Genomic DNA, 24,348 nt, shown 5'->3' on the forward strand with positions numbered 1-24,348 from the left:
CCCCGGCCGGGCCCGCAAGCTTGAGCAAGCGTTTACCCAGCGGATCGGCGGGTCCCGGGTGGATCAGCGGTCCTCGGCCGACTCTGCGCGCCGGCGGCGCCAGAGGACCACCGGCACGACAGCGACGAGGGCGACGCCCTGCGGCGCGACCGTGAGGGCGGCCGAAGCCGCCGACCCGGCCGTGAGGCCGTCCTGGTCGAAGGTGTCCGGCACCGGCAGCGTGCCCCAGCGGTTGATCGGCCAGGCCTTGACGATGGCGCGGCCCACGACCTCGTCGACCGGGACCATGCCGTGGTTCTTGTCGGACTGGTTGTAGCGGGAGTCGCGCGAGTTCTGGCGGTGGTCGCCCATCACCCAGACGAAGCCCTTGGGGACCTTCACCGTGAACTGGCCGCCCTGGTCGTCCATGCTGCACGGGGTGTTGCCCGGGTACACGTACGGCTCGTTCAGCGCCTTGCCGTTGACCCTCAGCGGGCCGGTCTTGTTGCAGGAGACGGTGTCGCCGCCGACCCCGATCACTCGCTTGATCAGGTCCTTCTCCTCGACCGACGGCATCAGGCCGATCCAGCTCAGGAAGGTCTGGATCGCGTTCGGATCGGCCGTGGGCTCACCCGCGAGCCAGGCGTCCGGGTCGTGGAAGACGACGACCTCGCCGCGCTCGGGCTCGGAGCCGAACCACGGAGTGAGCTTGTCCACCAGGACGCGGTCACCCTCCTGGAGGGTGTTCTGCATCGAGTCGGAGGGAATCGAGAACGCCTGCACCAGGAACGTCTTGATGAGCAGCGCGAGGACCAGCGCGATGCCGATCAGGATCGGCAGCTCCTTCCAGAAGGAGCGCGGCTTCTTCGCCTTGGGGGCCCCGTCGCCGGAACCCTGACCCGTCTCGGGGGGCTGCCCGTCCCCGGGCCCGCCGTCTCCGGCCGCCGGGGAATCATTCCCGGAGGTCACAGCGCTGTCCTGGGCCGGGCCGGCCTCGTCCACGGGGTGTCCGCGGTGCTCCTCGCCGTCGTGCCCGGACCGTGCGCCAACCGCCACATCCCCCACGCCAACTCCTTACTCTGTGCCGCTGCCTGCCCCACATGCGGCGCAGGCCCACCACTCCCATAACGAGCGGGAGTTCCGCAGGGCTCGGGAGTCGGATCGTTCCGTTCGGATCGTCGGGGGCAACCCTATGCGACCCGTCGGATCGCGCGGTCGTCCCGGACACCGAGTCGGTCACGGAGGAAAAGGTTTGCGGTTCCTTGAGGGAGTTCCAGTGGCCCAGCGGCCACGCGATGACCATGGCGCGGCCCACCACCCCGTCCTCGGACACCGTGCCGCCGTAGTCCGTGTCCTGGTGGGCCCGGGAGTCCGCGGAGTTCTCCCGGTGGTCGCCCATCACCCACAGGCGCCCCTCGGGGACGGTGATGTCGAAGGGCGTCAGCGAGGGGGCGTTGGCGGGGTACAGGTAGTCGCCCTCGTTCAGGGGAACGCCGTTGACGGTGACCCGCCCCTGCGTGTCACAGCACTGCACGTGGTCGCCGCCCACGCCGACGACCCGCTTGATGAGGTCCTTCTCGTTGTCGGACGGCAGCAGACCGATGAAGGTGAGCCCTTCCTTGATCTGCTTGACGACGATGGGGTCGTCCTTCTTCGTGGTCGGCTGCTCGTCCTGGAGCCAGCCGCCGGGGTCCTTGAAGACGACGACGTCCCCGCGCTGCGGCTTGGAGCCGAACCACGGGGTGAACTTGTCCACCAGGACCCGGTCGCCGATCTGGATCGTCTGCTCCATGGAGCCGGACGGGATCACGAAGGCCTGCACCAGGAAGGTCTTCAGGACGAGCGCTATCAGGACGGCGACCCCGACGAGGAGGGGGATCTCCCGGACGGCGCTGCGCCTGCGCTTGCGCTTGACCTTGCGCTGGAGCTTGCGCCGCTCCGCGCGCGTGCGGCCGCCGGACGAGCCGGCGGCGCGCCGTACACCGGTGGGCAGGAGGTTGTCCGCGGCACTGTCGGACACGCCGCGGGGCCTTCCGCGGTTACCCATGGGCGCCGCCGGTCCGACGCGGTGCTCGCCTCCGGCACGCGCGCGTAGCCGCTCGGGCGGTGCAGGCGGGTGAGGTGGTCGAAGGGCCAGGCGATCCAGTCGGCGCGGCCGATCACGGCATCGACGGGGATCATGCCGCCGCCCGGTGAGCCGAGGCGGTCGCGGGAGTCGCTGGAGTCGCTGCGGTGGTCGCCGAGGACGAACAGGGTGCCGTCGGGCACGGCCACGTCGAAGGGCACCGTGGACGGACTGTCGCCGGGATACAGGAACGTCGACTCGTCGACCGGCCGGCCGTTCACCTGGATCCTCCCCTCCTTGTCGCAGCAGACCACGCGGTCTCCCCCCACACCCACGACGCGCTTGACGTAGTCGGCGTTCCCGAAGTACCCGGTGCCGTCGAACACGACGACATCGCCGCGCCGCGGCTCGGCACCGAAACGGTACGCCAACCTATTTACGAGAACGCGGTCGCCGATCCTCAATCCGTTCTCCATGGATCCGCTGGGAATCTGGAACGGTTTCACCACGAAGAGGTTGAGAAGCAGCGAGAACAGCAGGCAGATCACCAGCGTGAGACTGATCCGGCCGCCCGGCAGCCACTGCGTGATCCGCGCCACCAACGCGAAACGCGACCGTTCCTCCGGTCCCTCCGGGTCCGGGATCACTCCGGGATCGGAAGGGCTGGAGGAGCGGTCGCGCTCCGTCGGCTGAGCTTCGGTGTCCATCGGGGCCAGATGCTATCCGGCCCCGCCATGAACTCCTGAAGGCGCTCAGTTGTCGCGCTTCTCCTTGATCTTCGCGGCCTTGCCGCGCAGCTCACGGAGGTAGTACAGCTTGGCACGACGCACGTCACCGCGGGTGACCAGCTCGATCTTCTCGACGATCGGGGTGTGCACCGGGAAGGTGCGCTCGACGCCGACGGAGAAGGAGACCTTGCGGACCGTGAAGGTCTCGCGGACACCGGCGCCCTGACGGCGGATGACGACGCCCTTGAACTGCTGCACACGGGAGCGGTTGCCCTCGATGACGCGGACGTGGACGTTGACGGTGTCACCCGGGCGGAAGGCCGGGACGTCGGTGCGCAGCGACGCGGAGTCGACGGTGTCGAGCAGGTGGGACATTTCGTCTGCTTTCCTCGCTGATGCCACAGGTCATCAACGGAAACTAGGAGTTCTGAAGGAGAGTCGTGCGGTCGGGGCGGGCGTCGTGTCCCCCCGTGGCAGGGGCGCACGCCGGACGGCGCACAACAGCGGCCTATTGTTCCACGTCGTCGGTCCTGCGCCAAAATCGGCCGTACCGCGCACCCTCGGGATCCGGTGACCAGCCGAGGATGGAGAGCATCTCGCGGTCCTTCTTGTCGAAGGCCTTGGGGTCGCAGCGCTCGATCAGGTCGGGGCGGTTGGCCGTCGTACGGCGCAGGGCCTCGTCACGGCGCCAGCGGGCGATCTTCCCGTGGTGGCCGCTGAGCAGCACCTCGGGGATCTCCCGGCCGCGCCAGGCGGGCGGCTTGGTGTAGACGGGGCCTTCCAGGAGGCTCGCCATGGCGCCGGGGGCGAAGGAGTCGTCGCGGTGGGACTCGGCGTTGCCGAGCACACCGGGCAGCAGGCGTGCCACGGCCTCCGTGACGACCAGGACGGCCGCCTCGCCGCCGGCCAGGACGTAGTCGCCGATGGAGACCTCGTAGACCGGCATCCGGGTGGCGTACTCGTCGATGACACGCCGGTCGATGCCCTCGTAGCGGGCCGGGGTGAAGATCAGCCAGGGCCGCTCGGAGAGTTCGACGGCGAGTTCCTGGGTGAAGGGCCGGCCGCTGGGGGTGGGCACGACGAGCGCGGGGGCGTGCGCACCGCTCTCGTAGCCGTCGGCGAGGACGGTGTCGAGGGCGTCGCCCCACGGGTCGGTCTTCATGACCATGCCGGGCCCGCCGCCGTACGGGGTGTCGTCGACGGTGTTGTGCCGGTCGTACGTCCACTGCCGCAGGTCGTGCACCTGGACGTTCAGCTGCCCACGCGCGCGTGCCTTGCCGACCAGGGAGACGTTCAGCGGGTCGAGGTACTCGGGGAAGATCGTGACGACGTCGAGACGCATCAGGAGCCGCCCCCGGTCTCGCCGTCCGACTCCTCGCCCGGCTTCTCGTCCGACTCCTCGTCCCGTGCGGAGGCGATCTCCGCGCGGTCGTCGATCAGGCCGGGCGGCGGGTCGATCACCGCCCGCTGCTCCTCCAGGTCGATCTCCGTGACGATCGCCTCGACGAAGGGGATCATCACCTCGCTTCCGTCCGGCCGCTCGACGATGAAGAGGTCCTGCGAGGGCAGGTGCGAGATCTCCGTGATCCGGCCGACCTCGACGCCGTCCTTCGTCACCACGTCCAGGTCCATGAGCTGGTGGTCGTAGTACTCGTCCTCCTCTTCAGGAAGCTCCTCCGGGTCCACCTCGGCGATCAGGAGGATGTTGCGCAGGGCCTCGGCGCCGGTGCGGTCGGTGACCCCCTCGAAGCGCAGGAGGAGGCGGCCGCTGTGCACCCGGCCGGTCTCGATCGTGAGCGGACCCTTGGCGGCGGGGTCCGTGGCCAGTACGGCGCCGGGGGCGAGCCGCAGTTCCGGCTCGTCGGTGCGGACCTCCACGGTGACCTCGCCCTTGATGCCGTGGGCGCGGCCGATCCGTGCGACTACGAGCTGCACTGTCGAAGATCTCCTGTCGTACCTGTCGTACCTGTGGTACCTGTCATGCCTGTCGTACGTGCTGCCCCAACGACTACGGGCCGGGGACGGCCCAGTGGCCCTCCCCGGCCCGAGCCGGTGCTGCGATGCGTCAGCGGACGTGGTCCACGTCGACGAGGTCGACACGGACACCGCGGCCGCCGATGGCGCCCACGACGGTGCGCAGAGCGCGTGCGGTGCGGCCGTTGCGGCCGATCACCTTGCCGAGGTCGTCCGGGTGGACCCGGACCTCGAGCACGCGACCACGGCGCAGGTCGCGCGAGGCGACCTGCACGTCGTCAGGGTTGTCGACGATGCCCTTCACGAGGTGCTCAAGCGCCTCTTCGAGCATGCTGCTCAGGCCTCGGTCGACTCGGACTCAGCCGCGGCCTCGTCCTTCTTCTCAGCCTTCTTCTTCTGGGTGATGGCCTCACCCTTGCCCGCGTCGTCGCCACCGAGGGCCTCGAACAGCGGACGCGCCTTCTTCGGCTCGGCGACGAGCAGCGGAGCCGGGGCGGGCTCGCCCTTGAACTTCTGCCAGTCACCGGTCTTCTTCAGGATGGCGAGGACGGGCTCGGTCGGCTGCGCGCCGACACCCAGCCAGTAGGCCACGCGGTCGGCGTCGACCTCCATGACCGACGGGTTGTACGTCGGGTGGTACTTGCCGATCTCCTCGATCGCACGGCCGTCGCGACGGGTGCGGGAGTCGGCGACGACGATGCGGTAGTGAGGCGCACGGATCTTGCCCAGACGCTTCAGCTTGATCTTGACTGCCACTGGAGTGACTTCTCCTGAATTGACGTGTTTGGGCACGGCGAGATTGCCGCGTGGGGTTGCGGTACCCGAGTGCCCGATGGACGCGTCAGCCGGAGGAGAGAGGGGTCCTATGCGGCTGTCGAGTACAGCTGACCATTCTGCCACACCCCGCGGGTCCTCCCGAGCCGCGGGGTTCGCGGGGCATGCGGAAGCGGCACCCGGCACCACGATCGCCCTTCGGCGGCCGTACGCCGGGTGCGCGTGCCGGACGGCGGGGTGCCGTCGGGTGACGGCTCCCCGCACCGGCTGTCGAACCGGCAGCCACGAGATGCCGGTGCGTCCGCGCCCGCGGGTTACGCCACGCCCATGACCTCCGGGATGCGGAACGGCTTGCCGCAGCCGCCGCACACGATCGGAGCCTGGGCCAGGACCGACGGAACGACCCGGACGTTGCGCCCGCAGTCGCAGACGGCCTTGACACGGACGCCGCCACCGGAGGAGCCGTGCCGGGCGGCCGGGCCGCGGAAGGCACGGGTCGTCTCGGCGCTGGTGGCGGCCACATGGGCCTTGAGGGCCCGCTGGAGACGCTCGATCGTCGGGCGGTAGCGGCGCTTGGCCTCGGGGTTGAGCGTGACCAGCGAGAAGCCGCTGCTGGGATGCGGCTCCTCGGGGTGGTCCAGGCCCAGTTCCTCGGCGATCGCCAGGAATCTGCGGTTGTGGTAGCGGCCGGCGCGGGAGGTGTCGCGGACACCGCGGGCGGCCGCGATGCCGTGGACTGCCTCGTGGAGCAGTCGCTCGAAGGAGAGTTCGTGACCGCAGGCGGACGACGACTCCCCGATCAGTGACTCTGGCGCGGCAAGGTCCGGCAGCTCGGGGTGGTACCGCTGAATGTCGGCCCACGCCTGTGCCAGCTCTGCGGCGAGAACAGGTGGTGTCTGTGTCGTGCTCACGTAATGACAACGAGCGGGGGTACCCCTGTGTTCCTATTCCGGGGCATCCCAAATAATTTGCACGTACCCGTCAGTTGCCACTGATGCGTCCTGACGAGGGCGGGTGCGCTGATCTGCGGAGAAGCCTCACAGCTCCTACCAAGCTGGTGCGTAGCCCCACGTACGTCCCGGCCTGTAGACAACGTCCACAGGCCGGGGAGCGATGTTCCCCGAAGGCGCAAGGGGCGTTTCGGTCGCTCTGCGCGCGGAGGCCGTGGACTCGTCGCTCTGCGCGCGGAGGCCGTGGACTCGTCGCTCTGCGCGCGGAGGCCGTGGACTCAGTAGGCGCGCGCGACGACGGCGACGTTACCGGGCGCGTCCTCGTCCTCGGGCACCGACCCGTCCTCGGCGACCAGACACCGTACGGTCGCCGCGTGCTCGGCGAGCGCGGTCTCGCCGTCCGGGCCGAGGGTGGCCCAGGGAATGCGGGCCCAGCCGCCGGCGGTGGCCACCTCGACGGCCTCGCCGAACGTGGACACGTCCGCCGTACGGGACTCACGGCGCTCCCGGGCCTGCCTGAGCAGCAGCGCCTGGTCCTCCTCGAGGAGCGCGGGCAGCAGGCCGGCCAGCGCGTCCAGGGCGACCGGCTCCTTGCCCCCGGGGATGCGCCGGGCCAGCATCGCCGTGCCGTTCTCCAGATCGCGCGGGCCGATCTCGACGCGGGCCGGTACGCCCTTCAGCTCCCAGTCGACCGCGCGCCGGCCGAACGGGGTGTCGGTCCGGTCGTCGACATGGACGCGGATCCCGGCCGCCCTCAGCCGGTCGCCGACCTCGTGGACCTTGGCCAGAACCGCCTCGTCGCCCTTGATCGCGAGGACGACGGCCTGGATCTGCGCCAGCCGGGGCGGGACGCGCAGCCCGCTGTCGTCGCCGTGCATCATCACCAGGGCGCCGATCATGCGGGTCGTCGAGCCCCAGGAGGTCTGCCAGACCAGTTCCCGCGTGCCGTCCTTCGACAGGTAGGAGGTGTTGAAGGCCTTGGCGAAGTTCTGGCCCAGCTCATGGCTGGTGGCCATCTGGAGTGCCTTGCCGTCGCCCATCATGCCTTCGAGCGTGAGGGTGTTGACGGCGCCGGCGAACCGCTCCTTGGCCGTCTTGCGGCCGGGCACGACGTCCATGGCCAGGACGTTCACCATGAAGTCCTCGTAGACCCGGCGGTGGATGCGCGCGGCGAAGTCGCGGGCGTCCTCGTAGCTGGCGTGCGCGGTGTGGCCCTCCTGCCACAGGAACTCCGTGGTGCGCAGGAACAGGCGGGGCCGCAGCTCCCAGCGGACCACGTTGGCCCACTGGTTGATGAGCAGTGGCAGGTCGCGGTAGCTCTGCACCCACTTCGCGAAGTACTCGTTGACGATCATCTCGGAGGTGGGCCGGACGACCGCGGGCTCCTCCAGCTCCTTGCCGCCGCCGTGGGTCACCACGGCCAGCTCGGGCGCGAAGCCCTCCACATGGTCCGCCTCGCGCGCGAGGTACGACTGCGGGATCAGCAGCGGGAAGTACGCGTTCTGGGTGCCCGTCTCCTTGATGCGGGCGTCCATCTCCGCCTGCATCCGCTCCCACAGCCCGTACCCGTACGGCCGGATCACCATGGTGCCGCGCACCGGTCCGTTGTCGGCCAGTTCCGCCTTGGCGATCAGATCCTGGTACCAGCGGGGGAAGTCCTCCGCCCGCGGGGTGAGCACGGGTGCCTTTGCCATGGCGCGATGGTACGGGCCCGGGTTGCCGGGATGTGAAATCTCGCCACACGCGCGGGCAGCGCGCAAGCAGGCCTCCGCAACCCCTGGACGTGGGGTCGAGTGGGGAGTTACCTGGCATACGGGAGGGAGTGCGGGCGCACTGACGGGGGCCACCTGAACGGGTACTGCGGCAAACTCTCGGCGGATTGGGGCGCTTATCCATGACACCTACGCTCGTGCGGGAGCACCTGCCTCATGCGGGGCCGACGCTCCGCGTGGACCTCGGTGCACGCGCGCGTGACTGGTCCGAGATCCAGGAGCGGATGCTGGTCCCGCTCTACGAGGCCGTCTACGAGCGACTGGAAGTGGGGGCCGGCACCCGGCTTCTGGGGCTCGGCTGCGGCTCCGGGCTGGCCCTGCTGATGGCGGCCTCCAGAGGCGCGACGCTCACCGGTGTCGAGGCACTGGCCCCGGAGCGGCTGGCCCTCGCCCGGCAGCGACTGTCCCCGGAGGCCTGGGGCACGCGCGCGCGGGGCGGTACGCGCCTGGTCGACGGCTCACCCGGGGACGCGGCCGGCCCGGAGGCGCCCGCGTACAACCTGGTGACCGCCTTCGAGCCGATCGGATGTCTGGCCGGTGACTCGGAGGGGCTCGGCGAACTGCTCGCCGCCGCCACGCCGCTGGCCGAACGCGGGGCGCACGTGGTGCTGGTGGGCTGGGGTCCGCCGGAGCGCTGTGCGACCTCGTCGGTGTTGAGGGTCGCCACCAGGCTGGCCGATCCACCGCGGCCCGCGGGCGGTTGGCGGCCCGCGCTGCGCGACGACCTGGAGGAGGTCGCCCAGCGGGCCGGGCTCAGGCCCGACGGCTCCGGGCGGGTGGCCTGCCCGTTCGGGTACGCGGGCGTGGACAGCGCCCTCAAGGGCCTGTTGTCCACGGGCCTGTTCGACGCGGCGATCTCCGCGACGGACCAGGCGCAGGTGGACAAGGAGGTGACCGAGGCGCTCCACCCGTACCGGCGCGCGGACGGCACGGTGTGGATGCCGAACGTCTTCCGCTACCTGATCGCCAGGGTCCCCTGACACCTCGCGCCTTGGGAGCACCTAACCCTCGGCGTCCTTGGTCAGCCTGGTGACCCCGGCGATGCGGTAGGCGTCCGCCTCGTCCAGCGTCTCGTTCTCCAGGAGCGCCTGGGCGAGGTCGTCCAACTGGCCCCGGTGGTCGCGGAGTTTGCGGCAGGCCTCTTCGTAGCACTCGTCGACGACGCGCCGCATCTCGTGGTCGATGGCGTCGAGGGTCTGCGGGGCGGCGGAGAGCCCGTAGGCCTGCTGGGCATCGCCGGGCAGGGCCGACATACGGCCCACGCGCTCGCTCATGCCCCACCGGGCGACCATGCCGCGCACGATGGTGGTGACCTGCTCCAGGTCGTTCTCGGAGCCGGTCGTGATCATGTCGTAGACGACGTGCTCGGCCGCCATGCCGCCGAGCGCGCCGATGATCCGGCCGCGCAGGTACTCCTCCGTGTACGCGTACCGGTCCGCGTCCGGCGTCGACAGTGTGACGCCGAGTGCCCGGCCGCGCGGCACGATGGTGATCTTGCGGACCGGGTCGGCGCCCGGCTGGAGCATCCCCAGCAGCGCGTGCCCGCTCTCGTGGTACGCCGTCCTGCGCCGCTCCTCCTCGGGCATCACCAGGGAGCGTTCCGCACCGAGCTGGACCTTCTCCAGTGCCTCGGACAGATCGCTCCGGGTCACCTGCTCCTGTCCGCGCTTGACGGCGAGCAGGGCCGCCTCGTTGGCGAGGTTGGCCAGTTCGGCGCCGGTCATGCCCGGGGTCGTACGGGCCACCTGGGCGAGGTCGACATCCGGGGCGAGCGGGATCTCGCGGGTGTGGATGGCGAGGATCGCCTCGCGGCCGCCGCGGTCCGGGGGCGAGACGCTGACGATCCGGTCGAAGCGGCCCGGCCTGGTCAGCGCCGGGTCCAGGATGTCCGCGCGGTTGGTGGCGGCGAGGACGATGACGCCCTCGGAGCCGGAGAAGCCGTCCATCTCGGTCAGGATCTGGTTGAGGGTCTGCTCGCGCTCGTCGTGACCGCCCATGGCCGAGCCGCCGCCGCGGGCCCGCCCGATGGTGTCGATCTCGTCGATGAAGATGATCGACGGGGCCACCTTGCGGGCCTCCGCGAACAGCTCCCGTACCCGCGAGGCGCCGACGCCCACGATCATCTCGATGAACTCGGACGCCGACGCGGAGAAGAACGGCACCCCCGCCTCCCCGGCCACCGCGCGCGCGAGCAGCGTCTTGCCGGTGCCGGGCGGTCCGGAGAGCAGCACTCCGCGGGGCATCTTGGCGCCCATCCTGCGGTAGGCGTCGGGGTTACTCAGGAAGTCGACGACATCGCTCAGTTCGCCCGCGACCTCGTCGATGCCGGCCACGTCCTCGAACGTGGTCCGCTCCTGCCCGGGCTCCAGCTCGACCGGCTTGGGCGGCGCCTTGCGGCCGAGCATGCCGCCGGCCCGCCCAGACCCCCCGAGCGCATCCGCCGGGCGATGAACACCCACACGGCGACGAGCAGGATCATCGGTGCCAGGGAGATCAGCAGATTGGCGAGAAGACTGCGCTGCTTGACGACCGGCTCGGCGGTGACCGTGACGTCGTTCTCGGTCAGTTCGTCCCAGAGCCGGTCGTCCGCGAAGGTCGGCCGTTCCGTGCGGAACTTGGTGTACGTCCCGTCTCCCTCCGGGTTGTCCCGCCCTTTCCTCAGCTGTCCCTGGATCGCGTCGCCCTTGGCGTAGATCTTGCTGACGTTGCCGTCGTCGACCTGCTTGCTGAACTCGGTGTACGAGATCGTCGGCTCGTCGCCCTCGTTGAAGAAGGACAGCACCAGCAGCGCGATCAGGAACACGACCAGCGAGGCGAGGATCAGGCCCCACCAGCCGCCGGGCACCCGTCGCCCGCCCGACGGCGGCTTCGGCGGCTCCTCCGGGGCACCCTCGGTACGCCAGGGCTTTTCGGGCGACTTCCGTGGCGGTGCGGCATTGGTCATATCGGGACGTTACGACACACCGCAGCCGTGAGCACCTGCGGGAACGCAACGGGGGCACCCCCTTTGAGGAGGGGCGCCCCCGACACCGTACGGCTGTGATCAGCCCATGAACTTCTTGAACTCGTCGGGAAGCTCGAAGTCCTGGCCGGCCTGCTGGCCCGGCAGGCCGAGGGCGCCGCCCTGGGCCGCGGCGGCCCTGCGCTCGGCCTCTTCCTGCTCCTGCTGCCTGCGCTTCATCGGGTTGCCGGACCGCTGCTTGCCCTTGGCCTTCTTGGGCTGCTTCTTGGCGCGGCCGGGGCCACCGCCCATGCCCGGGATCCCGGGCATGCCCGGCATGCCACCGCCCTGGGCCATGCGGGACATCATCTTGCGGGCCTCGAAGAACCGCTCGACCAGCCCCTTCACCGCGCTGACCTCGACACCGGAACCCTTGGCGACACGGGCGCGGCGCGAGCCGTTGATGATCGCCGGGTCCTGGCGCTCGGCCGGGGTCATCGACTTGATGATCGCGGCCATGCGGTCGATGTCGCGTTCGTCGATGTTCTGGATCTGGTCCTTGATCTGGCCCATGCCCGGCAGCATGCCGAGCAGCTTGGAGATCGACCCCATCTTCCTGACCTGTTCCATCTGGGACAGGAAGTCGTCCAGGGTGAAGTCCTGGCCCTTCTTCGACGCCAGCTTGGAGGCCATCTTCTCGGCCTCTTCCTGACTGAACGTCTTCTCCGCCTGCTCGATCAGGGTGAGCAGGTCACCCATGTCGAGGATGCGGGAGGCCATCCGGTCAGGGTGGAACGCGTCGAAGTCGTCGAGCTTCTCGCCGTTCGACGCGAACATGATCGGCTTGCCGGTGATCTGCCGGATCGACAGGGCGGCGCCACCGCGGGCGTCGCGTCGAGCTTGGAGAGCACCACGCCGTCGAAGCCGACGCCGTCCCGGAAGGACTCGGCGGTGTTGACGGCGTCCTGGCCGATCATCGCGTCGACGACGAAGAGGATCTCGTCGGGCGACACGGCGTCGCGGATGTCCGCGGCCTGCCGCATCAGCTCGGCGTCGATGCCGAGCCGGCCGGCGGTGTCCACGATCACGATGTCGTGGACCTTGGACTTCGCGTAGTCGATGGAGTCCCTGGCGACCTGGACCGGGTCGCCGACGCCGTTGCCCGGCTGCGGGGCGTAGACCGCCACGCCGGCCCGCTCGGCGACGACGCTGAGCTGGTTGACGGCGTTGGGGCGCTGGAGGTCGGCGGCGACGAGCAGCGGCGAGTGCCCCTGCCCCTTCAGCCAGTGGCCGAGCTTGCCCGCGAGGGTCGTCTTACCGGCACCCTGGAGACCGGCCAGCATGATCACGGTGGGCGGGTTCTTGGCGAACCGCAGACGCCGGGTCTCGCCGCCCAGGATGGTGACGAGTTCGTCGTTGACGATCTTCAGGACCTGCTGGGCCGGGTTCAGGGCCTTGGAGACCTCGGCCCCGAGGGCACGCTCCTTGACGTTCTTGATGAACGTGCGGACGACCGGCAGCGCCACGTCGGCCTCGAGCAGCGCGATGCGGATCTCGCGCGCGGTGGCGTCGATGTCCGCCTCGCTCAGACGCCCCTTGCCGCGCAGATTCTTGAAGGTCGCTGAGAGGCGATCGGAGAGAGTATCGAACACGGCGGCGTCGGTCCTCGGAGTCGGGGGCAGTGTGAGCGTCTTCCAGGGTATCCGGCTCGGCAGGACAATGGTCCCCGCCCACCGTGGTCGGCGGGCGGACCCGTCTCGGCCGGGCCGGGAAGCAGTCGGCGTCCGCCGACGTGGCACACGTCCACCGCCGGAGCGTGCCCGCGTCGACGGGGAGCCCGTCCCGGTGGACGCGTGACGGGAGGCCGCGAGGTCACGCCCGCAGCGCCTCCTCCAGCTTCCGGGCCACCGCCACCGCCTCGTCACCCGGCAAGGGCGCCCCCCGCATCTGCGTCACGTAGAAGGCGTCGACGGCGTTCGCGCCCAGCGTGCTCACGTGCGCGCTGCGCATCCGCACGCCCGCGTCCTCCAGCGCCCGCCCGATCCGGAACAGCAGGCCCGGTGCGTCCTGCGCGCGTACCTCGATCACGGTGGCCAGGTGGGAGGCCGCCGAGGCGACGGTCACCCGCGGCGGGGGCGCGACCACGCCCCGGCGCCGGGGGTAGGCCGCGTCGCGTTCCGCGAGCCGGCCCGCGATGTCCAGGGAGCCGTCCAGGGCGCGCACCAGGTCGGCGCGGAGCCGGGCGGCCTGGGGCAGCGAGCCGTACTCCGCGGCGACGCGCCAGTTCAGCAGCAGCACCGAGCCCTCGACGCCGGACGGCAGCTCCAGGGCCCGCAGCTCCGCCGTGCGTACGGTCAGCCGGTGCATGGCGAGCACACCGGCCACGGCGGGCAGCACGCGCGGCTGGTCGGGTACGGCGATGAGCAGCTCCACGCCGAGCGGCTCGGGGTCGCCGGCCGGCTGGTCCGCGAGGTCGGCCGGGGGTTCGGTCTGGGCGCGCAGGGACAGGACGGGACTGCCGGTGGCGACGGCCTCGATGGCGAGCCGTTCCTGCTCGGCGGTGGCCGCGGCGGCCTCGGGCTCCTCCGGCACGTCCCCGGCGAGCACCGCCGAGACGCGCCTGACCAGGTCCGCCACGAGCGAACCCCGCCAGGAGGACCAGGCGGCCGGGCCGGTGGCCAGCGCGTCCGCCTCGGTCAGCGCGTGCAGCAGTTCCAGGGTGCCCTGGGAGCCGACCGCCTCGGCGACCGAGCGGACGGTGGCCGGGTCCTCCAGGTCACGCCGGGTGGCCGTCTCGATGAGCAGCAGGTGATGCCGTACGAGGGTGGACAGGACGGACACCTCGGCGCGGTCGAAGCCGATGCGGGCGGCCACGTCCTTGGCGATGATCTCGCCCGCCACGGAGTGGTCCCCGGGCCAGCCCTTGCCGATGTCGTGCAGCAGGGCGGCGACCAGCAGCAGGTCGGGGCGGCTGACGCGGCGGGTGAACTCGGAGGCGCGCACGGCGGTCTCGATGAGGTGCCGGTCGACGGTCCAGATGTGCACGGCGTTGCGCTGGGGCCGGCAGCGCACCCGCTCCCAGTCGGGCAGCAGCCGGGTGATCAGTCCCTCGGCCTCCAGCGCTCCCAGACCTCGATGGTGGGCTGCCCGGAGCCGAGCAGGGTCACGAGCTGCTCGCGGGCCTCGGCGGGCCAGGGCGTGGGCAGGGGGCGCACGGTGGCCGCGAGGCGCCGTACGGCGTGCAGGGAGAGCGGGAGGCCGGCCTGGGCGGCGGCGGCCGCGGCCGCAGGGGCAGCACGGGGTCGCGTTCGGGGCGCGCGGCGCGGGCGAGCACCACCTCGCCGTCCTGCTCCACGACGCCCTCGGCCAGCGGGGAACGCTCGGCGACGGGCTTGCCACCGCCGAGTATGGCGCGCAGTCGGGGCCGCACCGAGCGAGATCTGAGCACGCGCCTGACCTCGCGCCAGGTGACGTCGCTGGCGTACGAGATGACGCGGGCGGCCTCGTAGACCTGGCGCAGGAGGGTGTCGGCGTCCAGGAGGCCCAGTTCCGCGGCGACCTGGTCCTGCTCCTGGAGGGCCAGCCGGTCGGTGGCGCGGCCGGTCGTCAGGTGCAGGGCGTCGCGGACGTCGAGGAGCCGGCGGCGGGCGTCGTCGAGGCCCTCGCGGGGGGCGTCGGCCAGCCAGGAGGCGGCGACGGCACGCAGCGCGGTGGCGTCGCGCAGTCCGCCGCGGGCCTCCTTGAGGTCGGGTTCCAGCAGGTACTGGAGCTCGCCCTGGCGTTCGGCGCGCTCGGCGCACAGCTCCTGCAGTTCGGGCAGCCGCTTGGGCGCCTGGTTGCGCCAGTCGGCCAGTACGGCCGTCCGCAGTCCCGCCGTCAGCCCCGGGTCGCCGGCGAGGTGGCGGGCGTCGAGCAGACCGAGCTGGACCTTGAGGTCCTCGCCGGCGGTCCTGCGGGCCTCCGCCGGTGTGCGGACGGAGTGGTCGAGGGCCAGGCCGAGGTCCCAGACGGGGTACCAGAGGCGGTCGGCGAGGGCGGCGACCGCCTGGGTGTCGCCGCCGTCGTGCAGCAGGAGGAGGTCGAGGTCGCTGCGCGGGGACAGCTCGCCGCGGCCGTAGCCGCCGACGGCGACCAGGGAGACGCCCCGCAGTTCCTCGCTGCCGGCGGTGAACAGGCCCGCCAGCCAGTCGTCGGTCAGTTCGGAGAGGGCGGAACGGCGCGGCGGCCCGGACCGCGCCCCCTCGGTGAGGAGGCGCAGCCGGGCCGCCGCGTAGCCGCTGGGTCCCGAGTCCTCTGCATCCTTGCGCACGTCCGTACTCGTCACCCAGTGGCTCCTGTTCTGTTCTTCTGTCAGAGCGCGTCCGGGCCGCGCTCGCCGGTACGGACCCGTACGGCGGTCTCGACCGGGAGGGACCAGACCTTGCCGTCACCGATCTTGCCCGTGCGGGCCGCCTTGACGATGACGTCGATCAGCTGCTCGGCGTCGTCGTCCTCGGCCAGCACCTCGATACGGATCTTGGGGACGAGGTCGACCGTGTACTCGGCACCTCGGTAGACCTCGGTGTGTCCCCTCTGACGACCGTAACCGCTGGCCTCGGTGACCGTGAGGCCGTGGACCCCGAAGGCCTGGAGGGCTTCCTTGATCTCGTCGAGCCGGTGGGGCTTCACGACGGCGGTGATGAGCTTCATGCGTCCACCTTCTTGCTGGCAGTGTCGGCCACCGGGCCCGTGACGTTGGTCCGGGCGGCACCGCCACCCGCACCGCTGAAGTCGTATGCGGTCTCGGCGTGCTCGGCCTGGTCGATGCCGGCCACCTCGTCGTCCTCGGGGACGCGCATGCCGATCGTCCTGTCGAGCAGGAAGGCGAGGATCGCGGAGACCACGAGCGAGTAGCCGAGGACCGCGAAGACACCGGCGCACTGCTTCCAGAGCTGGTCGAGGCCGCCACCGTAGAAGAGGCCCTGGACGTCGGACTGGCCCTTGCCGCTGGCGAAGAAGCCGATCAGCAGGGAGCCGACGACTCCGCCGACCAGGTGAACGCCGACCACGTCGAGCGAGTCGTCGTAACCGAACTTGTACTTCAGGCCGACGGCCATGGCGCACAGGACACCGGCGATGACGCCGACGGCGATGGCGCCGAGCGGGGAGACCGCACCGCCCGCGGGGGTGATGGCGACCAGACCGGCGACCGCGCCGGAGGCGGCGCCCAGCGTGGTGAACGCGCCGTGGCGGATCTTCTCGTAGATCAGCCAGGCCAGCATGGCGGCGGCGGTGGCGACCTGCGTGTTGACGAACATCAGCGCGCCGACGCCGTCGTCGTTGCCGAGCCACGAGCCGGCGTTGAAGCCGAACCAGCCGAACCACAGCAGACCGGCGCCGAGCATGACCAGCGGGAGGCTGTGCGGGCGCATCGGGTCCTTCTTGAAGCCGACGCGCTTGCCGATGACGAGGATCACGCCGAGGGCCGCGGCACCGGCGTTGATGTGCACCGCCGTACCACCGGCGAAGTCGATCACGCCCAGCTCGAAGGCCCAGCCGCCGGCACCCCACACCCAGTGGGCGACGGGGAAGTACACGATCGTGGCCCACAGGGCGACGAACAGTGCCCAGGCGGAGAACTTCACGCGGTCCGCGAGCGCACCGCTGATGAGGGCGGGCGTGATGATGGCGAACATCAACTGGAAGACCAGGAAGACGAAGACGGGGATCGTGTACCCGTCCCACAGCTCCGTCAGGCCGATGTTGCTGAGGCCGACCCAGTCGGAGTTCCAGCCGATGATCGAGCCGGAGTCTGTGCCGAAGGCGAGGGAGAAGCCGTAGAGCACCCACAGGATCGTGACGATCCCCAGGCTGATGAAGCTCATCATCAGCATGTTGAGGGTGCTCTTGACCCGGACCATGCCTCCGTAGAAGAAGGCCAGGCCCGGGGTCATGAGCATCACCAGGGCGGAACAGATGAGCATGAAGCCTGTGTTCGCGGACGACAGCGTGGGTGCGTCCGCCGCAAGCGTGATGGCTGGTGCCATCGGCGTCTCCTCGTCGTTGGTACGGCCCCGTGCGGGCGAAGCCAGAGCGGGATTGCGGGGTGGGCCGGTTATGCGCCATGAGATTGGCGCAGCGCCGTTTCGGTCGACGCCCCTCGTTGTTTCGCCGCCGTGACGAAGGCACCTCGTGCGTTACGCCTCGATGAACTGGCTGATGTTCCGCGAGTGGATCGTTATCGTGGCGCAACCTTCGTCGGGGCAACGCAAACCGGCCGCGGTCGGCCTTCCAATGACCTGGCACGGGGGAGCCGAGTCGGGCGTTTCGGGAGGGCCGCGCGGCCGGGGTTCGAGGGTTGTCGCCGGGCTTCAGACCGCCTCCGCGGTCTCCGGCAGCTCCACGGCGAGCCGGTCGGTGAGGTCGACGACCTCGGTGAGATCCCCGAAGTCGCGGACGGCCGTGTCGACGGTCTTTCGGATACGAGTGTTGACCCGCTCGGAGCGGACCCTCTTCGCCGCCTTCATGGCCTGCGCGGCCAGCGCGGCGCTCTGCGCGGGCTCCTGGCGCAGCAGGTGCACGGTGGCCATGCCGATGAGGTTCAGCGCGTAGGACCGCTGGTGCTCGGTGTCCTTCGCGAACAGGTCCACCGCCCTCTGCATCAGCGGCTCGGCCAGCGAGGCGTACGTCGGGCTGCGGCCGGCCACATAGGCCAGATCGCGGAAGGAGTGCGAGTTCTCGCCGTACAGCTCGGCCTCGGAGAAGAAGCGGATCCAGTCGGGGTCGGGCTCGTCCCAGTCGTCCGCGTCGGCGAAGATGTCCTCGGCCATCCGGACGGCCCGCTTGCACCGGCCGGGCTGGCCCATGTTGGCGTAGGCGCGGGCCTCCATCGCATACAGCATCGACTGGGTGCGCGGGCTCGCGCAGTCCCGGCTGCCGTACTGCGCGAGGTGGATCAGCTCCAGCGCGTCCTCGGGCCGTCCGAGGTGGATCATCTGACGGCTCATGCTGGACAGCACGTACGAGCCGAGCGGCCGGTCACCGGCCTCCTTGGCGGCGTGCAGGGCGAGGACGAAGTACTTCTGCGCGGTGGGCTGGAGCCCCACGTCGTACGACATCCAGCCGGCCAGTTCGGCCAGTTCGGCGGCGACCTTGAACAGCTTCTTGCCGGTGGCCTCGGGCTGGGGTTCCTGGAGGAGGTCCGTCACCTCGTGGAGCTGGCCGACGACCGCCTTGCGGCGCAGGCCGCCACCGCACTGGGCGTCCCACTGGCGGAACATGACGGTGGTGGACTCCAGCAGCTCCAGTTCGGGCCGGGAGAGCCGGCCGCGGGCGCGGCTGGTCGGGAGGGAGTCCGTGTCCTCGTGCGGGGCGGGCGGCGAGGGCACGAGCCAGCGCTGCATGGGCTCGATGAGGGTGGGGCCCGCGGACAGGGCCAGTGATGTCCCGAGGAAGCCGCGCCGCGCCAGCATCAGGTCGCTGCGCGAGAACTCGCTGAGCAGGGCCACCGTCTGCGGGCCCGTCCAGGGCAGGTCCACGCCGGTCGCGGAGGGTGCCTGGCGCGCGGTGCGCAGACCGAGGTCCTCGACGGAGACGACGCAGCCGAACCGCTCGGAGAACAGGTCGGACAGGATGCGGGGGATCGGCTCGCGGGGGTTCTCACCGTCGAGCCAGCGGCGCACACGTGAAGTGTCCGTGGAGATGTGGTTGGCGCCCAACTGGCGGGCCCTACGGTTGACTTGGCGGGCGAGTTCACCCTTCGACCAGCCGCTGCGCACGAACCAGGAGGTGAGCAGGTCGTTGGGGCGCTTGTCCGCGTGAGCGCGCTCCCAGCGCCCGTCCCGCCTCCGCCGTTGCCGCTCACTGGAACGCCCCCATCCCTGAGACCACTTGTCGCTCTAATGCGCCAAGCCTTATCAGAATGCCGGTAAATACGGCCCGCCGTCCGGCGGTTCTCACCCTTCGAACGGAAAGTCGACTTGCCTCCGGCATACCCGGAGGGGCATGTGCCCCTGGGCCTCGCATACTCAAAGTAATCCTACGATCACGGCTCCAGCCACGGCGATCCCGGAAACGCCACCATTCGCCACCCCATCGAATGAACTCACGGTGGCGCACAGGCGATTCACTTGACATAGGACGGCCGGGGTGGGCGGAACGGTGCACTCAGGGGCGCTCGTCATCCGCCACACCACCTCGGACGCTTCCGGGCGCTGTCTGGGACGGGCGGCGACGGGAAGGCGTCAGTACAGAGAGTCACCGCATGCGTCCGCTACGTAACCACAGGCGCGTCGGACCCGTTGGAGGGGGCATGGGCTTCACGATCGGCGGCATCCGCGAGATCCGCTCCGGCACGCGCAGGCGCGGTCGCTCGTCCGAGTGCACCGCGGTCGCCGAGTTCACCGGGCTGTGGGGCTGGGACGCGGTGCCGGGCGCGCGTGCCGCGGCCGGGGCCTGCTCCTGCGGCCGCTCCGACTGCCGCAGGCCCGGCGCGCATCCCCTGGAGTTCGCGCCCCGGGTCCCGGCCGGCGCCACCCTCGACGACGTGACGAGAATGTGGGCGGACTTCCCCGGCGCCTCCGTGATGCTCCCGGTCGGCCGCGCCTTCGACGTGATCGACGTGGCCGAACCGGCCGGGCGCCGCGCGCTCGTGCGCCTGGAGCGCATGGGCCTCCCGCTCGGCCCGGTGACCGCCACCCCCGACGGCCGCGCCCAGTTCCTGGTCGCCCCCGGCGCCGCCGCCGACCTCCCGAACCTGCTCTACCGCATGGGCTGGGACGACCCGGTCTCCCTCGACCTCTACGGCCTCGGCCCCGGTACGTACATCACGGCGCCGCCCTCCGACCGCGGCGGCCTCGGTCCGGTGCGCTGGCTGCGCCCGCCCGCGCTGGACTCGGCGACGCGGCCTCCGGCGGCCCGGCTGCTGCTCGGGACGCTGGCGTACGTGGCGCACCGGTCACGCCCGTAGCCGGGCCCGCCCGGCCGCCCCTACGGCCCCGTTCGCGCCGTACACAGCGAAGCGCCCGTCCCCCGACTGCACCTCGGGGGGGCGGGCGCTTCTCCGTCGCCGGTCACCGGATTCCGTACCCGGTCACTCTCCGATCAGGGCGTCGACGAAGGCCTCCGGCTCGAACGGCGCGAGATCGTCCGCGCCCTCGCCGAGCCCGATGAGCTTGACCGGTACGCCCAGTTCGCGCTGTACGGCGATCACGATGCCGCCCTTGGCCGTGCCGTCGAGCTTGGTCAGCACGATGCCGGTGATGTCGACGACCTCCGCGAAGACCCGGGCCTGCACGAGGCCGTTCTGCCCGGTGGTGGCGTCGAGGACGAGCAGCACCTCGTCCAGCGGGGCGTGCTTCTCCACGACCCGCTTGACCTTGCCCAGCTCGTCCATGAGCCCGGTCTTGGTGTGCAGCCGGCCGGCGGTGTCGATGAGGACCACGTCGACCCCCATCTCCTTGCCCTCCTTGACCGCGTCGAAGGCGACGGAGGCGGGGTCGCCGGCCTCGGGCCCGCGCACGGTGTGGGCACCGACCCTCTCGCCCCAGGTCTGGAGCTGGTCGGCGGCGGCGGCCCGGAAGGTGTCGGCGGCGCCCAGGACGACCGTACGGCCGTCGGCCACGAGCACGCGCGCGAGCTTGCCGGTGGTGGTGGTCTTGCCGGTGCCGTTGACGCCGACGACCATCACGATGCCGGGCCTGCGGCCCTCGGGTTCGGTCTTCACGGCGCGGTCGACGTCGGTGCCGACCAGCTTGAGCAGCTCGTCGCGCAGCAGTCGGCGCAGTTCGTCGGGCGTGCGGGTGCCGAGCACCTTCACGCGCTCGCGCAGGCGTTCGACCAATTCCTGGGTGGGCATGACGCGACGTCGGCGGTGAGGAGGGTGGTCCTCGATCTCCTCCCAGGTGTCCTCGTCGAGATGCTCGCGCGAGAGCAGGGTGAGCAGGCCCTGCCCGAGTGCGTTCTGGGAGCGGGAGAGGCGGGCGCGGAGGCGGACCAGCCGCCCCGCGGTGGGCTCCGGGATCTCGATCCCGGGAGCCTCGACAACGGGAGGCTCCTCGACGGCGGTGGGTGCGCCGCCGCCCGGAAGGTCCACCTCCTCGATCGTGCGGCGCGGTTCTTCGCGCGGCGTCTCGGCCTCGTCGCCGACGTGCGGCTCGGCGGGAGGCGCGGTGATGTCGGGCGCGGCCGGGGGCGGCGGCGGCAGCGGCTTCTTCCGCCGACTGCCGACGACAAGCCCGCCGAGCACCGCGAGCACGACCACGGCGATGACTACAGCAAGGATGACGATTTCCATAACCCGTCCAGTATGCGTGACCCCCTCCGCCGGAGCGGGTGACGGCCCGCCCGTTCCCCGGCCGATCAACCCGCTCCGGCACGGCGCGGCCCGTGCCCGGAACCGCGGGCGCGGCGGTGCCCGGTGACGTCGACGGGCGCGTCCTCGGCACGGCAGCGGTGCTCGGCGAGCCGGCGCGGGCCGTCGGGGTCGAGCCGGAGGGCGATCCGCCCGCCGCGGCCTCCGCCTGCAAGCCGGTGGATACGACGGGTTCGGGCGCGGTCCGAGCGAGGGCGGGGGACGCCGCACCCATAGCAATCTGATGACCCGTCAGCTAGCGTCCGCCCTCCAGACCCGAAGGGGGGCCACCGTGCCCGTCACCGTCGTCCGCTTCAACCTCGTCGCCCCGGGCGCCTCCCCCGCGGCGCTCGGCGCCCGCTACCGGGCCGCCCTGGAGATGGCCGTGTACGCCGACGCGCACGGGATCACCACCGTGCAGACCGAGGAGCACCACGGCGCCGAGAACAACTGGCTGCCCTCGCCGTTCGCCTTCGCGGGCGCCGTCCTCGGGGCGACCCGGCGGCTGGCCGTCACGGTCTCGGCGGTCATCGGCCCGCTGCACGACCCGCTGCGGCTGGCGGAGGACATCGCGGTGCTGGACCTGCTGAGCGGCGGCCGTCTGGTGACCGTCGCCGGGATCGGGTACCGGCCGCAGGAGTACGCCCGTGCGGGCGTGGACTGGAAGCGGCGCGGCCGGCTCCAGGACGAGTTGCTGGAGACCCTGCTGCAGGCCTGGACCGGCGAGGAGTTCACCTACCGCGGCCGTACGGTACGGGTCACCCCGCGCCCGTGCACCGAGCCGCACCCCCTGCTGCTGGTCGGCGGCTCGTCCCCGGCCGCCGCCCGCCGGGCCGCGCGGCTGGGCCTGCCGTTCTTCCCCAGCGCCCATCTGCCGGAGCTGGAGGCCTACTACAAGGAACGGCTCGTGGAGTACGGCACCGAGGGCTGGGTGATGATGCCCGCCGCCGAGACCCCGCTGCTGCACCTCGCCGAGGATCCGGACCGCGCGTGGGCGACGTACGGCGAACACTTCCTGCACGAGGCCCGCACGTACGCCTCCTGGCAGTCGGCGGAGATCCGCTCGGCGGTGCGGTCGGCGGCCACGGACGTGCGGGGGCTGCGCGACGAGGGCGTCTACCGGATCCTGACGCCCGACGAGTGCGTGGCGCAGGGGCTGGACAACCTCGTGCTGCATCCGCTGGCGGGTGGGATGCCGGTGGAGGAGGGGTGGCGCGGCCTCCGGTTGTTCTGCGAGAGCGTGCTGCCCCGGCTCACCGTGTGAACCGGGGCGCGCGCCTCACGGGTATCGAGGAGAGGGGCAGCGGGGACTTGGCCCGTCTCCTCGAGTTCAGGGGCCTCGGTACGAGGCTCAGCCCATCTCCTCCAGCGTCTTGCCCTTCGTCTCCTTGACGTACTTGAGGACGAACGGGATGGAGAGCGCGGCGAAGACCGTGTAGATCACGTAGGTCAGGGAGAGGTTCCAGTCGGCCAGCGACGGGAAGCTCGCGGTGATGGCCCAGTTGGCGATCCACTGCGCGGAGGCGGCCACGCCCAGGGCGGCGGCGCGGATCTTGTTCGGGAACATCTCGCCGAGGAAGACCCAGACGACCACACCCCAGGACAGGGCGAAGAAGAGGACGAAGACGTGGGCGGCGATCAGGGCGACCCAGCCCTGGGTGGCGGGCAGCTTGCCGTCGACCAGGTCGAAGGAGAACGCCCAGGCCTCCAGTGCGAGGCCGATCACCATGCCGACGGAGCCGATGAGGGCGAGCGGCCTGCGGCCCACGCGGTCGACGAAGATCATGGCGATCACGGTGCCGACGATGTTGATGATCGACGTCGTGAAGGAGTAGAAGAACGAGTCCGTCGGGTCGACGCCGACCGACTGCCACAGCGTCGAGGAGTAGTAGAACGCGACGTTGATGCCGACGAACTGCTGGAAGACCGACAGGCCGATGCCTATCCAGACGATCGGCTTGAAGAAGAAGGAGCCGCCGAGCAGGTCCTTGAAGCTGGACTTGTGCTCGCTCTTCATGGCGTGCTCGATCTCGGCGATGCGGGCGTCGAAGTCGACGTCCTTGCCCTCGACCTCCATGAGGATCTCGCGGGCGCGCTCGTGCTTGCCGACGGAGATCAGGAAGCGCGGGGACTCGGGGATCGCGAAGGAGAGCAGGCCGTAGAGGACGGCCGGGACGACCATGACGCCGAGCATGACCTGCCAGGCCTCGACGCCCATGATCTCGCCGCGCTGGTCGCCGCCGGCGGCGTTGAGCAGACCCCAGTTGACCAGCTGCGACACGGCGATGCCGATGACGATGGCCGCCTGCTGGAAGGAGCCGAGACGGCCGCGGTAGGCGGGCGGGGCGACCTCGGCGATGTAGGCCGGGCCGATGACCGAGGCCATGCCGATGGCGAAGCCGCCGACGACCCGCCAGAAGGCGAGGTCCCACAGCGCGAAGGGCAGCGCCGAGCCGACGGCGCTGACCGTGAACAGCACGGCGGAGATCTGCATGCACCGGATACGGCCGATGCGGTCGGCCATGCGGCCGGCGGTCGCGGCACCGACGGCGCAGCCGATCAGGGCGATGGCGATGACCTGGGCCAGGGCCGCCGAGCCGACGTCGTAGCGGCCTCGGATGGCTTCGACGGCGCCGTTGATCACGGAACTGTCGTAGCCGAAGAGGAAACCGCCCATCGCGGCCGCGGCGCGATGAAGATGACGTGCCCGAGATGATCGGGATGAGCCGTCCTGGCTCCTGACTGAGGTGCCTGCGCTGTGCTGGTCACGTGTTCTCCTCGGGCCCCCCGCGCGCTGCCGGGGGTGGGGGCGGAGGCCCTGTCAGGTGAGGGTTC

16 protein-coding genes and 6 pseudogenes are annotated in these 24,348 nt (G+C 71.0%); 4 read left to right on the forward strand and 18 right to left on the reverse strand.

What is annotated here, in order from left to right:
* Positions 1–63 precede the first annotated feature (63 nt).
* The 10 genes and pseudogenes from lepB (BM536_RS09955) to proS form a co-directional block, all read right to left on the reverse strand.
* Complete coding sequence (lepB, locus tag BM536_RS09955) at positions 64–1,044, reverse strand: signal peptidase I (RefSeq protein ID WP_073491159.1); 981 nt, start codon at positions 1,042–1,044, stop codon at positions 64–66.
* Entirely contained in the window at positions 932–2,026 is a 1,095-nt protein-coding gene (gene lepB / locus BM536_RS09960) for a signal peptidase I (protein WP_073491202.1), read from the reverse strand. The genes lepB (BM536_RS09955) and lepB (BM536_RS09960) overlap by 113 nt, the downstream gene beginning before the upstream one ends.
* Before the next feature lie 17 nt (positions 2,027–2,043).
* Positions 2,044–2,751, reverse strand: a pseudogene (lepB, locus tag BM536_RS09965) (signal peptidase I); the annotation flags it as partial.
* Between the two features lie 45 nt (positions 2,752–2,796).
* Entirely contained in the window at positions 2,797–3,147 is a 351-nt protein-coding gene (gene rplS / locus BM536_RS09970; RefSeq protein ID WP_007493339.1) for a 50S ribosomal protein L19, read from the reverse strand.
* A 133-nt stretch (positions 3,148–3,280) separates the two neighbouring features.
* On the reverse strand, positions 3,281–4,114 hold the full coding sequence (gene trmD / locus BM536_RS09975; RefSeq protein ID WP_073491160.1) for a tRNA (guanosine(37)-N1)-methyltransferase TrmD: 834 nt from the start codon (positions 4,112–4,114) through the stop codon (positions 3,281–3,283).
* A complete protein-coding gene (gene rimM / locus BM536_RS09980) occupies positions 4,114–4,707 on the reverse strand; it encodes a ribosome maturation factor RimM (protein ID WP_073491161.1) in 594 nt (197 codons plus the stop codon). The genes trmD and rimM overlap by 1 nt, the downstream gene beginning before the upstream one ends.
* A 130-nt stretch (positions 4,708–4,837) precedes the next feature.
* Complete coding sequence (locus BM536_RS09985) at positions 4,838–5,077, reverse strand: RNA-binding protein (RefSeq protein WP_005479813.1); 240 nt, start codon at positions 5,075–5,077, stop codon at positions 4,838–4,840.
* A gap of 5 nt (positions 5,078–5,082) precedes the next feature.
* Positions 5,083–5,502, reverse strand: coding sequence for a 30S ribosomal protein S16 (gene rpsP, locus BM536_RS09990; RefSeq protein ID WP_073491162.1), 420 nt, complete (start codon positions 5,500–5,502; stop codon positions 5,083–5,085).
* 332 nt (positions 5,503–5,834) lie between these two features.
* Positions 5,835–6,431 carry a hypothetical protein gene (locus tag BM536_RS09995; RefSeq protein ID WP_073491163.1) on the reverse strand — a complete coding sequence of 199 codons (597 nt, stop codon included), beginning with the start codon at positions 6,429–6,431 and terminating at the stop codon, positions 5,835–5,837.
* A gap of 317 nt (positions 6,432–6,748) precedes the next feature.
* Positions 6,749–8,164 carry a proline--tRNA ligase gene (gene proS / locus BM536_RS10000; protein WP_073491164.1) on the reverse strand — a complete coding sequence of 472 codons (1,416 nt, stop codon included), beginning with the start codon at positions 8,162–8,164 and terminating at the stop codon, positions 6,749–6,751.
* A 200-nt stretch (positions 8,165–8,364) separates the two neighbouring features.
* On the opposite strand from proS, the gene BM536_RS10005 reads away from it, so the two are divergent.
* Positions 8,365–9,222, forward strand: a complete 858-nt coding sequence (locus tag BM536_RS10005; protein WP_094102818.1) for an SAM-dependent methyltransferase — start codon at positions 8,365–8,367, stop codon at positions 9,220–9,222.
* Between the two features lie 21 nt (positions 9,223–9,243).
* Here BM536_RS10005 and ftsH read toward each other — a convergent pair.
* The 6 genes and pseudogenes from ftsH to nsdA form a co-directional block, all read right to left on the reverse strand.
* A pseudogene (gene ftsH / locus BM536_RS10010) lies at positions 9,244–11,186 on the reverse strand (ATP-dependent zinc metalloprotease FtsH).
* 99 nt (positions 11,187–11,285) lie between these two features.
* Positions 11,286–12,835 (reverse strand): annotated as a pseudogene (ffh, locus tag BM536_RS10015) (signal recognition particle protein).
* A gap of 220 nt (positions 12,836–13,055) precedes the next feature.
* Positions 13,056–15,507: pseudogene (locus BM536_RS10020) on the reverse strand ([protein-PII] uridylyltransferase).
* A 26-nt stretch (positions 15,508–15,533) separates the two neighbouring features.
* Positions 15,534–15,872, reverse strand: coding sequence for a P-II family nitrogen regulator (locus tag BM536_RS10025; protein ID WP_003997576.1), 339 nt, complete (start codon positions 15,870–15,872; stop codon positions 15,534–15,536).
* Positions 15,869–17,209, reverse strand: a complete 1,341-nt coding sequence (locus tag BM536_RS10030; protein WP_073491166.1) for an ammonium transporter — start codon at positions 17,207–17,209, stop codon at positions 15,869–15,871. The genes BM536_RS10025 and BM536_RS10030 overlap by 4 nt, the downstream gene beginning before the upstream one ends.
* Before the next feature lie 324 nt (positions 17,210–17,533).
* Positions 17,534–19,026: pseudogene (gene nsdA / locus BM536_RS10035) on the reverse strand (transcriptional repressor NsdA).
* A gap of 447 nt (positions 19,027–19,473) precedes the next feature.
* Here nsdA and BM536_RS10040 point away from each other — a divergent pair.
* Entirely contained in the window at positions 19,474–20,130 is a 657-nt protein-coding gene (locus BM536_RS10040; protein ID WP_094102820.1) for a bifunctional DNA primase/polymerase, read from the forward strand.
* A gap of 123 nt (positions 20,131–20,253) precedes the next feature.
* Here BM536_RS10040 and ftsY read toward each other — a convergent pair whose 3' ends face one another.
* Positions 20,254–21,456 (reverse strand): signal recognition particle-docking protein FtsY, encoded by a 1,203-nt coding sequence (gene ftsY, locus BM536_RS10045; protein ID WP_094102821.1) that lies wholly within the window; start codon positions 21,454–21,456, stop codon positions 20,254–20,256.
* Between the two features lie 92 nt (positions 21,457–21,548).
* Between ftsY and BM536_RS40280 the strand changes: the two genes are divergently transcribed.
* Complete coding sequence (locus BM536_RS40280; protein ID WP_143650872.1) at positions 21,549–21,758, forward strand: hypothetical protein; 210 nt, start codon at positions 21,549–21,551, stop codon at positions 21,756–21,758.
* 47 nt (positions 21,759–21,805) lie between these two features.
* On the forward strand, positions 21,806–22,777 hold the full coding sequence (locus BM536_RS10050) for an LLM class flavin-dependent oxidoreductase (RefSeq protein ID WP_073491168.1): 972 nt from the start codon (positions 21,806–21,808) through the stop codon (positions 22,775–22,777).
* A gap of 87 nt (positions 22,778–22,864) precedes the next feature.
* On the opposite strand, the pseudogene BM536_RS10055 reads toward BM536_RS10050, so the two are convergent.
* Positions 22,865–24,282 (reverse strand): annotated as a pseudogene (locus BM536_RS10055) (sugar porter family MFS transporter).
* Between the last annotated feature and the right edge of the window lie 66 nt (positions 24,283–24,348).

Source organism: Streptomyces phaeoluteigriseus, assembly GCF_001896135.2.
In the GTDB taxonomy this organism is placed as follows: Bacteria; Actinomycetota; Actinomycetes; order Streptomycetales; family Streptomycetaceae; genus Streptomyces; species Streptomyces phaeoluteigriseus.